Annotated in this window: 13 protein-coding genes; 7 read left to right on the forward strand and 6 right to left on the reverse strand. The window is 65.4% G+C overall.

From position 1 onward, the window contains the following. The first annotated feature begins 6 nt into the window (after nt 1-6). The 5 genes from ABWW33_RS28770 to ABWW33_RS28790 all read left to right on the forward strand — a co-directional run bounded on the left by ABWW33_RS28770 (nt 7) and on the right by ABWW33_RS28790 (nt 4,323). Entirely contained in the window at nt 7-1,170 is a 1,164-nt protein-coding gene (locus tag ABWW33_RS28770) for a PepSY-associated TM helix domain-containing protein (RefSeq protein ID WP_353404841.1), read from the forward strand. A gap of 179 nt (nt 1,171-1,349) precedes the next feature. Beyond that, nucleotides 1,350-1,640 carry an H-NS histone family protein gene (locus ABWW33_RS28775; protein WP_176650170.1) on the forward strand — a complete coding sequence of 97 codons (291 nt, stop codon included), beginning with the start codon at nt 1,350-1,352 and terminating at the stop codon, nt 1,638-1,640. Between the two features lie 221 nt (nt 1,641-1,861). Beyond that, nucleotides 1,862-3,007 (forward strand): metal-dependent hydrolase family protein, encoded by a 1,146-nt coding sequence (locus tag ABWW33_RS28780; RefSeq protein WP_353404842.1) that lies wholly within the window; start codon nt 1,862-1,864, stop codon nt 3,005-3,007. Nucleotides 3,008-3,072: 65 nt separating this feature from the next. Then, nucleotides 3,073-3,687 carry an LON peptidase substrate-binding domain-containing protein gene (locus ABWW33_RS28785; RefSeq protein ID WP_176650171.1) on the forward strand — a complete coding sequence of 205 codons (615 nt, stop codon included), beginning with the start codon at nt 3,073-3,075 and terminating at the stop codon, nt 3,685-3,687. A gap of 6 nt (nt 3,688-3,693) precedes the next feature. Then, nucleotides 3,694-4,323 carry an FMN-binding negative transcriptional regulator gene (locus ABWW33_RS28790; protein WP_353404843.1) on the forward strand — a complete coding sequence of 210 codons (630 nt, stop codon included), beginning with the start codon at nt 3,694-3,696 and terminating at the stop codon, nt 4,321-4,323. On the opposite strand, the gene ABWW33_RS28795 is transcribed toward ABWW33_RS28790, so the two are convergent. From ABWW33_RS28795 to trpS, 3 genes are read right to left on the reverse strand one after another with little or no spacing between them, the layout of a single operon-like run. Then, nucleotides 4,320-5,279: a DMT family transporter gene (locus ABWW33_RS28795; protein WP_353404844.1), complete on the reverse strand. Its 960-nt coding sequence runs from the start codon at nt 5,277-5,279 to the stop codon at nt 4,320-4,322. The two genes, ABWW33_RS28790 and ABWW33_RS28795, sit on opposite strands and share 4 nt — an antisense overlap. 11 nt (nt 5,280-5,290) lie before the next feature. Beyond that, nucleotides 5,291-5,593 carry a DUF1294 domain-containing protein gene (locus ABWW33_RS28800; RefSeq protein WP_353404845.1) on the reverse strand — a complete coding sequence of 101 codons (303 nt, stop codon included), beginning with the start codon at nt 5,591-5,593 and terminating at the stop codon, nt 5,291-5,293. Between the two features lie 5 nt (nt 5,594-5,598). Next, nucleotides 5,599-6,651: a tryptophan--tRNA ligase gene (gene trpS / locus ABWW33_RS28805; RefSeq protein ID WP_176650175.1), complete on the reverse strand. Its 1,053-nt coding sequence runs from the start codon at nt 6,649-6,651 to the stop codon at nt 5,599-5,601. Between the two features lie 204 nt (nt 6,652-6,855). Between trpS and ABWW33_RS28810 the strand changes: the two genes are divergently transcribed. Together ABWW33_RS28810 and ABWW33_RS28815 are read left to right on the forward strand one after the other, a co-directional pair. Further along, nucleotides 6,856-7,095: a hypothetical protein gene (locus tag ABWW33_RS28810; protein WP_353404846.1), complete on the forward strand. Its 240-nt coding sequence runs from the start codon at nt 6,856-6,858 to the stop codon at nt 7,093-7,095. 54 nt (nt 7,096-7,149) lie between these two features. Then, complete coding sequence (locus ABWW33_RS28815) at nt 7,150-9,057, forward strand: CocE/NonD family hydrolase (RefSeq protein WP_353404847.1); 1,908 nt, start codon at nt 7,150-7,152, stop codon at nt 9,055-9,057. 9 nt (nt 9,058-9,066) lie between these two features. Here the strand turns inward: ABWW33_RS28815 and ABWW33_RS28820 are convergent, their stop codons facing one another. From ABWW33_RS28820 to ABWW33_RS28830, 3 genes are read right to left on the reverse strand one after another with little or no spacing between them, the layout of a single operon-like run. Next, nucleotides 9,067-9,906, reverse strand: coding sequence for a substrate-binding periplasmic protein (locus ABWW33_RS28820; protein WP_176650178.1), 840 nt, complete (start codon nt 9,904-9,906; stop codon nt 9,067-9,069). Then, nucleotides 9,903-11,174 (reverse strand): TCR/Tet family MFS transporter, encoded by a 1,272-nt coding sequence (locus tag ABWW33_RS28825; protein ID WP_353404848.1) that lies wholly within the window; start codon nt 11,172-11,174, stop codon nt 9,903-9,905. Before ABWW33_RS28825 ends, ABWW33_RS28820 begins: the two co-directional genes overlap by 4 nt. Nucleotides 11,175-11,191: 17 nt before the next feature. Next, entirely contained in the window at nt 11,192-11,851 is a 660-nt protein-coding gene (locus ABWW33_RS28830) for an HD domain-containing protein (protein ID WP_176650180.1), read from the reverse strand. Between the last annotated feature and the right edge of the window lie 113 nt (nt 11,852-11,964).

Consider the following 11,964-nt stretch of genomic DNA (forward strand, 5'->3'; position numbering starts at 1 on the left):
TCTGCGGTGAGAATTACGCGCACCTTCACTCATCGCCCACGCCGCAGCCTGCGCCGTGTCATCCGCCCGACCGTGCAATGGTTGCACCGCTGGCTGGGCCTGACCCTGGGATTGCTGCTGGTGCTGGCCGGCCTGAGCGGCAGCCTGCTGGTGTTCAACCATGAACTCGACGAGCGCCTCAATCCGCAGCTGTTCCACAACCGCGCGCCATGCGCGGCGCCGCTGGATGTGGCCGGCGCGGTCGCCAGCCTGCAGCGGCAATGGCCCCAAGCCAAGGTCGGCTCGGTCTACCTGCCATCCCACCCCGGCGCCAGCTACGGCCTGTATTTCAAGGCGCCCGGCGTCGGCGATGCCGAGGCGATGCTCGATTCCTGCAGCGGCGCCGTGCTGGGCAGCCGCAGCCGCGAGGAGTTCGGCCTCGACGCGCCGCGCCTGATGCCCAGCCTGCAGCGCTGGCACGCCAATCTGCTGCAGGGCAAGCCCGGCCGCGCCGCGCTCGGCTGGCTGGCACTGGCCTGGGTCGCGCTGCTGGCGGCCGGCCTGCTGCTGGCATGGCCGACGCCGGCCCAGGGCTGGAAGCGGGCGCTGAACGTACGCTGGCGTCAGAACGCCTACCGCGCCAATTTCGACCTGCACCGCTCGGCCGGGCTGCTGGCGATCGTGCTGATGCTGGTGATGGCGGTGACCGGTTTCTACAACGGCCTGCCGGAACTGGCGCGCGCGCTGGTCGGCCAGGTGGCGCCGGTCAGCGCCGAGCACCGCGCCATCGCCTTGCCGGCGCTGGCCAAAGGCGAAGCAGGCATTTCGTGGAACGACGCCAAGGCCATCGCCGAGCAGCACCTGAGCGATGGCGCGATCCTGCTGGCGCTGAATCGCTTGCCCGACCGCGGCCTGTACCAGGTGCGTTTGCGCCGCGCCGACGACTGGCAGCGCACCGGCACGCTGCGCCTGCTGATTGATATCCGCAGCGGCGCGGTAATTGAAACAGTTAATCCTTTGGCCGGCCCGGCCGGCGACCGCTTCCTAGCCGCCTTATTCCCGCTGCATTCGGGCCAATTCGGCGCCGCGACCGGCCGCGCGGTAATGGTTGGCGCCGGTTTGCTGCCGGCGTTATTCTTTATTACCGGACTATCGACCTGGATAATGCGGCGCCGTCGTAAAACCGCCTGAACTGCGTTCCGATTGAACGACAGTTGTGGAAAATATTCATTTTTCTAGCTATATTGGTATTTATCACGACTATCTCTGGAGAATTTTCGTAAAGTTATGGTAAATTGCGGATATAAATTCTCACACATTGTCACAAGTGGTTTTTATTTAATCTAACCCGCCGATACGAAGGAAATAAGATGACGACTTACCAGGAATACAAAGCCAAGATCGCCGAGCTGGAAAATCTGGCCGAGAGCGCGCGAAAAAATGAAATCGCACAGGCCAAGGAAAAGGTTACCGCCATCATGCGTGAATACGGCCTGACCGTGGCGGACCTGGGCGGCGTGGCCAAGGTCAAGCCCGTTAAGACCCGTGCGCCGGTGCCGACCAAGTACCGTGACGATGCCACCGGCCAGACCTGGACCGGCCGTGGCCGCGCGCCAAAATGGCTGGAAGGCAAGGACAAAGCGCAGTATCTGATTAAGTAATTTCTCCGCAAAGCCGGGGCGCCAGGGTTTATATCGATTAAACCCGGCCCCGGCTTTTCTTTTTTCGGACGCCATCCATGATGAGTAGCCGCGCCGCAGTCTTATTCTCCGCTTTCGTCTCCGTATTCTCCGCGTTTGCGCCTGCCGCGCGCGCTGCTGACATATTATTAAGTCCGGACCGCGTATGGACCGGCGACGGCCAGCCGCATGCGAATTGGGCCGTGCTTATCGCGGGCGGCAAGATCGCGGCGGTCGGGCCCGCCGATAAAATGAATATCCCGGCCGGCGCCGAGCGTATCGGCCTGCCGGGCACCACGCTGATCCCCGGATTAATGGATTTGCACTCCCACGTGCTGCTGCATCCGTATAACGAGACCTCGTGGGACGACCAGGTGTTAAAGGAATCGGTGGAATACCGGACCTTGCTGGCCGGGCGCCATGCGGCCGCCACATTACAGGCCGGATTTACCACGCTGCGCGATTTGGGCACGGAAGGCGCGCTGTATGCGGATGTCGCGATTAAAAAGGCGATTGAAGACGGCATTATTCCCGGTCCGCGTTTATTCATCGCCACGCGCGCCATCGTCGCCACCGGCAGCTACGGCCCGTCGCCGCGCGGCTACCGCGCCGATGTCGATTTGCCGAAAGGAGCGCAGGAAGCCAGCGGCGTCGACGAGGTGACCCGCGCGGTGCGCGAGCAGGGCGCCCGCGGCGCCGACTGGATCAAGGTCTACGCCGACTACCGCAGCGGCGCCGACGGCAGCGCCCACGCGACCTTCTCGCAGGCCGAATTGAATGCGCTGGTGGCCGCTGCCCACGAATCGGGCCGCAAGGTTTCCGCGCATGCGAGCACCGACGAGGGCATGCGTCGCGCCACCTTGGCCGGGGTCGACAGCATCGAGCATGGCTACGGTGGCAGCGAGGCCACCTTCCGCCTGATGGCCGAGCGCCACGTCGCGTATTTCCCGACGCTGACGGCGCCGGAAGCGACCAGCGAATACTTCCAGAAGTACCAGCGCGGCGGTCCGCCGACGCCGTCGATGCAGGCTGCGGCGCGCGCCTTCCAGCTGGCGCGCAAGCTGGGCGTGACGATCGGTAACGGCAGCGACGTCGGCGTGTTTGCGCATGGAAGCAACGAGCGCGAACTGGAGTGGATGGTCAGGCTGGGCATGACGCCGGTGGAGGCGCTGAAGGCCGCCACAGTGGTCAACGCGGCCGTGCTCGACAAGGCCGCATCGCTGGGCCAGATCCGCGACGGCTACCTGGCCGACATGGTGGCGGTGCAGGGCGATCCCACGCAGGATATCGCGGCGCTGCGCAGCGTTGCTTTTGTGATGAAAGCAGGCGTGATTTATCGCCGTCCCTAGGTTTGCGGCAAGGATAGTGGCCGCCGTCTAATCCGATCTCGGCAATTTCATGCGATGATAGCGGAATGTCATCGATTCCGCTCTTTCCGCTCAATACCATCCTGTTCCCGGACGGGCATTTGCCATTGCAAGTGTTCGAAGTACGCTACCTCGACCTGATCAAGCGCTGCATCGCGCGCGGCGAGGAATTCGGCGTGGTGCCGCTGCTCGAAGGCAGCGAAACCCGCGTGCCGGACAAGCAGGAAACCCTGTCGGGCGCCGGCACCATGGCGCGCATCCTGGACTGGACCGCGCCGCTACCCGGCCTGCTGCAAATCTCCTGCGTCGGCACCACGCGCTTCCAGATCAAATCGGCCGAGCAGCTCAAGCACGGCCTGTGGATGGCGGAAGTCGACGAGGTGGCCGAAGACATGGTGGTGCCCGTGCCGAGCGAGCAGCAGGATGTCGCCAACGCGCTGGGCGCGCTGATACGGTCGCTGCAGAAGAAGCAGATCTCCACCGCCAACATGCCGCTGGCGCCGCCGTACCGGCTGGACGAAGCCGGCTGGGTGGCGAACCGCTGGTGCGAGCTGCTGCGGCTGGACCTGGAAGAGAAACAGCGCCTGCTGCTGCAGGAGAATCCCGTGCTGCGGCTGGAGCTGATCCAGGACGTGCTGAGCGAAAACGGCCTGCTGGATTGAACCGCCATGTACTTGCCCGCCGCCTTTGCCGAAGACCGCCTTGAAGTCCGCCATGGCCTGATGCGCGCCCGGCCGCTGGCCACCTTGATCCTGGCCGGCGCCGACGGCGTCACCGCCGACCTGATTCCGTTCATGCTGTACGCCGATGAAGGACCGAATGGCCTGGGTTTGTTGCGCGCCCACGTGGCCCGCGCCAATCCCTTGTGGCGCAAGCTGGAAGCTTCCCCGCAATGCCTGGTCGTGTTCCAGGGGCCGGAGGCCTACATCAGCCCGACCTGGTACGAAACCAAGCGCACCACGCACAAAGTGGTCCCGACCTGGAACTACGCGATGGTGCAGGCGCGCGGCGTCGGCCGCACTGTCGACGATCCGCTGTGGCTGCGCCGCCAGCTGGACGACCTGACCGCCTCACAGGAAGGCCGCATGCCGCAGCCCTGGGCGCCGGCCGACGCGCCGGCCGACTTCCTGGCCGCGACCATGAAGGGCATCGTCGGCATCGAAATCCCGATCGATAGCCTGGTGGGCAAATGGAAGGTCAGCCAGAACCGCGGCGCGGAAGACCAGCGCGGCGTTGTCGAAGGCTTGAAGGACGGCGCCATGGCCGCATTGGTGGCCGAGCGCATCAAGCCGGACTAGCCGGCGTGGGGCTCGCTGTTTTCGTCCAGCGCATGCACGCGCAATGACCACATCACGCCCGCGGCCAGCAGCACCATGGCCGCCACCTCCAGCCCGCGCGGCAGCTGCTGCTTGTAGATAAAGCCGTACAACAGCGCGAACAGCGTCTCGAACAGGATCAGCTGGCCGGACAAGGTCAGCGGCACCTTGCGGCTGGCGACGTTCCACAGGTGATTGCCGATCACCGAGGCGCCCAGTGCCAGCAGTGCGTTGACGCTCCAGAACAGCGTCCAGTCACGCCCGCTGGCCACGGCGCCGACGCCGGTCACGTCGGCATGGAACAGCGCCAGCGCGGCCAGCGCGATGGCCAGCGCGATCAAGCCGCTCGACACGCCGTACAAGGCCGACCACTCGCCGCTGCTGAAATGGGGATTGCGCTTCAGGTAGCGCGCGTTGTCGACCGAATACCAGGTCCAGCACAGCAGCGCGCCGACGGCGCACAGCACGCCGACGATCTTGTCGAACAGCGGCGCGGCGTTGCCGGTGTCGTGGGTGAACACGTCGATGTTGATGCAGGCGATGCCCGCCGCCACCAGCAGCAGCGGCAGCATCAGCTGCTTGAGCGGCACCGAGCCGTGGTCCTTCTGGCCCATCAGCGTGACGGAGATCGGCAGCACGCCGATGATCAGCGAGGTCGCCGCCACGCCGGCAAACTTCACGCCCAGCGCGAGCAGCATGTAATAGACGATGTTCCCGGCCAGCGCATGCTTGATCATCGCGATCACGTCGCCCCGGTCGAGGCGGCGCAGCAGCGCGGGCAGGCGCGGCGCCATCAGGCCGCCGGCGATCAGGCCGTAGGCGATGTAGCGGCCGCAGGCCATCTCCAGCGGCGTGAACGCCGTCAGCAGCTCGGGCACGATGAACACCATGCCCCACATGGCGCCCGCCAGCAAACCGCATAACACGCCATGCCACATGATGGAAATCCTTAGTCGAGAGTGCGTAGCCACAGCAGGCCGGCGACGGCGGCGATGTTCACCACTACGCTGGCCCAGTAGGCGATCCGGAACGACGGCTTGACGGTCTTGTGCCGCAGCCACCGTTGCGCCAGCCAGCCGCCGGGCCAGCCGCAGGCCAGGCCAAGCAGCAGCAAGGTGCGCTCGGGCGTGCGCTGGCGCTTGTGGATGGCGGCTGACTTGTCGACCGCGTAGGCGATAAAGCAGATGATGCTGGCGACGCCGTAGACCGCCGCAAGCCACGGCGCCAGCTGCGGCAGGGCGTCCGGCGTCACCGGGTTCAGAAGTAGCTCAGGCCGAGGGCGGCCTTGACTTCGTCGGCCGTCCGCGCAGCCACTTCGCGCGCGTGCATCGTGCCTTCTTTCAGCATCTGCATGATGTAGCCCTTGTCCTGCGCCAGTTCCTCGCGGCGCGCGCGGATCGGCGCCAGCATCTCCTGCAGCACCAGTTCCAGGCGCTTCTTGACGATGGAGTCGCCCAGGCCGCCGCGCACGTAATGCGCCTTCATTTCCGCCAGCTTGTCTTGTTCAGGATCGAAGGCGTCCAGGTAGATGAAGGCGACGTTGCCTTCCAGGTGGCCCGGGTCTTCCACGCGCAGGTGCAGCGGATCGGTATACACCTTTTTGACGGCGGCGGTGATTTCGGCCGCGGTGGCGCCCAGGTTGATCGTGTTGCCCAGCGATTTGCTCATCTTGGCCTTGCCGTCGGTGCCTGGCAGGCGGCCGATTTCCGGCACCAGCGCCTTGCACTCGACCAGCACTTCCTTGTTGGCGATGCGGTTGAAGCGGCGCACGATTTCGTTGGTCTGCTCGATCATCGGGATCTGGTCGTCGCCGACCGGCACGATGGACGCCTTGAATGCCGAGATGTCGGCCGCCTGCGAGGCAGGGTAGGTCAGGAAGCCCGCCGGGATGTCGCGCTCGAAGCCGCGCAGCGCGATCTCGGTCTTGACGGTCGGGTTGCGCTCGAGGCGGGCCACGGTGACCAGGTTCAGGTAATAGAAGGTCAGCTCCGCCAGCTCCGGGATCTGCGACTGGATCAGGATGGTCGACTTGGCCGGGTCGATGCCGACGGCCAGGTAGTCCAGCGCCACTTCGACCACGTTGCGGCGCACCTTGTCGGTATCGTCCATATTGTCGGTCAGCGCCTGGGCGTCGGCCAGCATGATGAACTGCTTGTATTCGTGCTGGTAGGCGACGCGGTTGCGCAGGCTGCCGACGAAGTGGCCAAGGTGCAGCGGGCCGGTGGGGCGGTCGCCGGTCAGGATGACGGTCGGTCCCTTCGGCGAGGCGGGGGCGGTGGAGATTACTTCGGACTGTTCGGTCATGCTCATCAGGGTTCCTTTACGTTGCCCCGGTCCGGCGCGACGAATATAAAAACGCCACCAGACGAGGGCGGCGTAGGTGGTGCAAAAGCAGCGAAAAACGTATGGTTGCAGTTCAGGGACGGTCTGTCAAGGTGCTGAGCGCCCGCAAGGCGGCGCGGCGGTTTCGGAACTGGATTGGTGATTCGGCGGTCTAAGCAAACGTGGGCTAAAATGAGCGATGTTTTCGACGCGGTGACGTTTATGGATACGCTGATTGAAGGCGGCATGCCCGAGAAACAGGCCAAGGCGCTGGCGTCGGCGATGTTCCAGCTCATCGAAAGCCATCTGGTGACAAAAAACTATCTCGACATGCGCCTGGCGCAACTCAAGTCAGAATTGATACAGTGGGTGGTCGGTGTGATGCTCGTGCAGACCGGCGTCACGGCTGTCCTTTTCAAGCTCATGCATTAAACCCAACATTCGGTTAGTATGCTCCTTTCTGGGTGATCCCTTTCTGGAGCGGTTATGCGCGTACCTGCAGTTGCCTTGTTGGCCACATTGATAGCCACCGCCGCCTCGGCGCAAACGCCTCCGATGGCGCCCGACATCCCCGCCAAGTTCGAGCCCCAGATCCCCAACGCCGACTACATCAAGCGCGAAGTCATGATACCGATGCGCGACGGCGTCAAGCTGCACACCGTCCTCGTCATCCCCAAGGGCGCCCAGCACGCCCCCATGGTCCTGAGCCGCACACCCTACAACGCCAGCGGCCGCGTCACGCGCAACAACAGCCCGAGCATGCTGGCCACCGTCGGCCAGGGCGACGACGTGATGGCGGAGGCGGGCTACATCCGCGTCATCCAGGACGTGCGCGGAAAATACGGCTCCGAAGGCGACTACGTGATGACCCGTCCCCTCAAGGGGCCGCTCAACGACACCCGCACCGACCACTCCACAGACGCCTGGGACACCATCGACTGGCTGGTCAAGAACACGCCCGAGAGCAACGGCAAGGTCGGCATGATCGGTTCGTCCTACGACGGCTTCACCGTGCTGATGGCGCTGGTCGATCCGCACCCGGCGCTGAAGGTCGCGGTGCCGATGAGCCCCATGGTCGACGGCTGGCGCGGCGACGACTGGTTCCACAACGGCGCCTTCCGCCTGCCCAACCTGTCATATATCTCCGGCCAGACCACGGCCAAGGGCAGCGGCAAGCCGATGTCGACCGGCGTCTACGACGACTACGACGGCGTGCTGCGCGGCGGTTCCACCGCCGACTACGCCAGGCAGTTCGGCCTCGATCAGCTGAACTTCACGCGCAAGATATTCGAGCACCCGGCCTACGACAGCTACTGGCAGCACCAGGCGCTGGACAAGATCCTCGCCAAGCGCCAGCTGAAGGTGCCGACCATGACCGTGGTCGGCTACTGGGACCAGGAAGACATCTACGGCGCCTACGCCACCTACGCCGCCGTCGAACCGCAGGACACCGCCAACAACAAGAACTTCCTGGTGGTCGGCCCGTGGCGCCACAGCGGCGTCAATGCCGAAGGCTCCGGCCTGGGCGTGTTCAAGTTCACCGGCGACACCGCGCTGGAATTCCGCCGCGACGTGATGCAGCCTTTCCTCGATCAATACCTGAAGGACGGCGCGCCGGTGGCCGACACGCCGCCCGTGCTGTTCTACCAGACCGGCGTCAATCGCTGGCAGCGCCTGCAGCGCTGGCCGCTGGCCTGCGCCGAAGGCTGCCCGGCGCCGCTCAAGCCGATCTACCTGAAGCCTGATTTCAAATTGGACTTCGAGGCGCCCAAGGCCGGCGCCGCCTACGACGAATACGTGTCCGACCCGGCCAAGCCGGTGCCGTTCGTGCCGCGTCCCATCCATATGAACGACGCCAATGTCTGGCGCCCGTGGCTGGTCAGCGACCAGCGCGGCGTGTCGGACCGCCCCGACGTGCTCAGTTACGTGACCGAGCCGCTGAAGGCCAGGCTGCAGATAGCCGGCGCGGCGATGGTCAACCTGTATGCCTCGACCACCGGCACCGACACCGACTGGGTGGTCAAGCTGATCGACGTCTATCCGGACGAGGTGCCGTCGCAGCCGGAACTGGGCGGCTACCAGCTGGGCATCGCGATGGACATCTTCCGTGGCCGCTACCGCAACAGCTTCGAGCATCCGGCGCCAATCACGCCGAACGCGGTCGAGAAGTACCGTTTCGCGCTGCCGAACGCCAATCACGTGTTCCTGCCCGGCCACCGGGTGATGGTGCAGATCCAGTCCAGCTGGTTCCCGCTGTACGACCGCAATCCGCAGACCTACGTGCAGAACATCTTCTACGCCAAGCCGTCGGACTACCAGAAGGCCACGCTGCGCGTGTACCACGCCGGAGCGGAGAGCAGCGCGCTGGAACTTCCGGTGGTGGAAACGAAATAAACCGTTTGGTCAGTTCGCTGGGCGCGGACGCACGCTGTCGCTGAGCATGTCCGCGCGGAAGTAACGCAGATAGCCTTCCATCACCTGGTTGGACTTGCCGACCTTCTCCAGCATTTCGGTCAGCGTTTGCTGGTCCTCCGGCTTGAGCGCGTGCGACACGTAGGCGCCGCTCGCGCTCCAGGGCAGTTCGGGGATCGCCTCGAAGCGCAACTTCTCCTGCATGCCGTGGACGCGCGGATCGCGGCGGATCGCGGCGGCCATCAGCGTCGGCCCCATGATGGTGACGTCGGCCGAGCCGGCGTTCAGCAGGCGCGCCACCGCCACCACGTCGACTTCGACGAACAGCCGGTTTTGCCGCGTCAGTTCGGCCATCAGCGCAGAGTAGGCCTCGCCGTAGTCGAAACCGCGCACCACCGCCACCCGCAACTCGCGCCGCTCCAGCAGGTTCTGCGCGCTGGTGATGGGCGCGCGGTTGCCGGCCATCGAGATCAGCATCGCGCGGTGGTTGATCATCGGAATAAAGGTGCCGTATTGGTCGCGCGATGCCGTGCGCGAGGCGGGCACCAGGATATCGGCCTGGCCCGCCTTGTACATCGCCACCTGGCGCGCGCGCGGCACCACGCTGAAGTTGAAGGAGCAGCCGTTTTTCGCGCTCAGGGCACGCAGCAGGTCCGGGTAGATGCCGCCGACTTGCGGCCCGTCGGTGATGACGCTGGCGCCGCTGGCCGACACCGGCACCGCGATCTCGCGGGTGCAGTGGTGGCCGCCGGCGCTGGCGGCGCGCGGCAGGACGCAGGCAGCCAGCGTCAGCGCGATCGCCGCCGCCAATTCGCTACCGCGGCCGTTCATGGCTTGGACGCCCGCATGTGATGGGCGCCGAAGTAGCGCCGCGCCACCAGGATCGCCAGCGCCTGCATCGCCGCGCAGACGAAGAAGGTGCTGCCGATGCGCCAGTCGCCGGCCGGCAGGTGGCTGACCTTGCCGAGGATGGCGGTGCCGATCAGCGGCATGAAGATCACGCCCAGGCTGCTGATCGATTGCAGCGATCCCATCAACTCGCCCTGTTCGTTGGGCGGCGTCGCCTTGGAGATGATGCCCTGCAGCGCCGGGCCGACCGCGAACGACAGCACGTTACACAGGATCAGCACATACATTATCCAGCCGTGCGTGGCCAGGCCGTAGAACAGATAGGTCAGGCCGCCGGAGCACAGCCCCAGCAGCGACAGGCGCACTTCGCCGAAGCGCTTGATCAGCAAGCCAAGCAGGCCCGCCTGCACCACGGCCGCCGTCAGGCCGACGCAGAACAGCGCGGCGCCGTTCTGGCCCGGCGTCCATTCGAAGCGGAAGGTGGTGTACAGCACCCAGGTGGTTTGCAGCATCATCTGCGCGCAGGTGACCAGCGCGAAGGTGACCACCAGGCCGCGGATGTCGGTGCGGCGCGCCAGCCGGAACAGCGCGGCCAGCGGATTGATCTTGCCCAGGCTGAACGGCGAGCGGCGCGATTGCGGCAGCGATTCCGGCACCACGAAATAGCCGTAGACGAAATTGGCCGCCGACAGCGCGCCCGCCACGTAGAACGGCAGGTGAAGGTTGACGCTGCCCAGCAGGCCGCCCAGCATCGGGCCGCAGATGAAGCCCAGGCCGAAGGCCGCGCCGACCTTGCCGAAGCTCTTGGCGCGGTTGTCCGGCGTCGAGATGTCGGACGCGTAGGCCGACGCCACCGACATGCTGGCCGACGACATGCCGCCGACCACGCGGCCGATGAACAGGCAGGCCAGGTTGGGCGCCCACGCGGTCGACAGGAAGTTGATGCACATGCCGGCCATCGAATACAGCAGCACCGGGCGGCGGCCGATGCGGTCGCTGATCGCGCCCAGCATCGGCATGAAGATGAACTGCATCAGGCCGAACACGGCGCTCATGATGCCGAACCAGTAGGCCTGGTTGTCGCGCGAGCCGGTGAATTCGCCGACCAGCACCGGTAGCACCGGCACGATCAGGCCGATGCCGAGCATGTCGATGAAAACGCAGATCAGGATGAAATTGAGGTTGCCGGGAGCGGCGGCGGCGGTGGCGGCCTCCGGCGCGGCCGGAGCAGCGGAATCTGGTGTGGTCATGAGGGATTTGTAAAGTGTCAGGGCGCCGCCGGGCTGGCGGCCCATTCGGCGATGAAGCTGTCGCGGAAGGCGGTCAATTCATTGAGGCGGTTCTGCGCCAGGCGGCGTCCGGCCGCCGTTTGCATCTTGCCGGGCAGGGTGGCCAGCTTGGTGTCGATGTGGTCGAGCGCATAGGCCTTCTCGTCGAGATCGCGGTGCAGCGCCATCGGATCGTCGGCGTGCGCCAGCGCGGTGCCCATGCGGCCGGCCGTGTAAAACAGCCGCGCCAGGCCGACCGCGCCCAGTGCGTCGAGGCGGTCGGCGTCCTGCACGATCTTCGCTTCGATGGTTTCGGGACGGATGCCGGCGGAAAAACTGTGGCTTTCGATCGCGTGGGCGACGGCGGCCAGCTTGTTCGGCGGGAAATCGAGTCCGGCCAGCTGGCGGCTGGCCAGCAGCGCCGCCTTGCGCGAGGCCAGGTGGCGCTCGGGATCGTTCTTCGGCAGGTTGACCAGGTCGTGCAGGTAGCAGCCGGCCAGCACGATCAGCGCGTCCGCCTCGGGATAGTCGTCCAGCAGCAAGGTGGCGTTGCGCCAGACGCGGTGCAGGTGGTTGGTGTCGTGCGCCCCGTCAAGTCCGGAGGCTGCGCTGGCCAAGGCAACCAGGCGCGGGTGCCAGCTGTTCAGCAAGCTATTCATCGGTCTCCCGTCGTGTTTCGACTGTCTGTCCAGATGATACAGCCTGTCGACTCCCTTGTGCAGCCGAACTTAATGAGGGGTAAAAATTGTTTGCTGGACAAGTATAGTGGGAT

This window comes from Duganella hordei (genome assembly GCF_040369125.1).
Taxonomy (GTDB): domain Bacteria; phylum Pseudomonadota; class Gammaproteobacteria; order Burkholderiales; family Burkholderiaceae_D; genus Rugamonas; species Rugamonas hordei.

Coding starts and splice junctions, on each gene's coding strand:
- ABWW33_RS28775 (WP_176650170.1), top strand. CDS start 1,350: ATGACGACTTACCAGGAATACAAAGCCAAGATCGCCGAGCTGGAAAAT.
- ABWW33_RS28785 (WP_176650171.1), top strand. CDS start 3,073: ATGTCATCGATTCCGCTCTTTCCGCTCAATACCATCCTGTTCCCGGAC.
- ABWW33_RS28790 (WP_353404843.1), top strand. CDS start 3,694: ATGTACTTGCCCGCCGCCTTTGCCGAAGACCGCCTTGAAGTCCGCCAT.
- ABWW33_RS28795 (WP_353404844.1), bottom strand. CDS start 5,279: ATGTGGCATGGCGTGTTATGCGGTTTGCTGGCGGGCGCCATGTGGGGC.
- trpS (WP_176650175.1), bottom strand. CDS start 6,651: ATGAGCATGACCGAACAGTCCGAAGTAATCTCCACCGCCCCCGCCTCG.
- ABWW33_RS28810 (WP_353404846.1), top strand. CDS start 6,856: ATGAGCGATGTTTTCGACGCGGTGACGTTTATGGATACGCTGATTGAA.
- ABWW33_RS28815 (WP_353404847.1), top strand. CDS start 7,150: ATGCGCGTACCTGCAGTTGCCTTGTTGGCCACATTGATAGCCACCGCC.
- ABWW33_RS28820 (WP_176650178.1), bottom strand. CDS start 9,906: ATGAACGGCCGCGGTAGCGAATTGGCGGCGGCGATCGCGCTGACGCTG.
- ABWW33_RS28825 (WP_353404848.1), bottom strand. CDS start 11,174: ATGACCACACCAGATTCCGCTGCTCCGGCCGCGCCGGAGGCCGCCACC.
- ABWW33_RS28830 (WP_176650180.1), bottom strand. CDS start 11,851: ATGAATAGCTTGCTGAACAGCTGGCACCCGCGCCTGGTTGCCTTGGCC.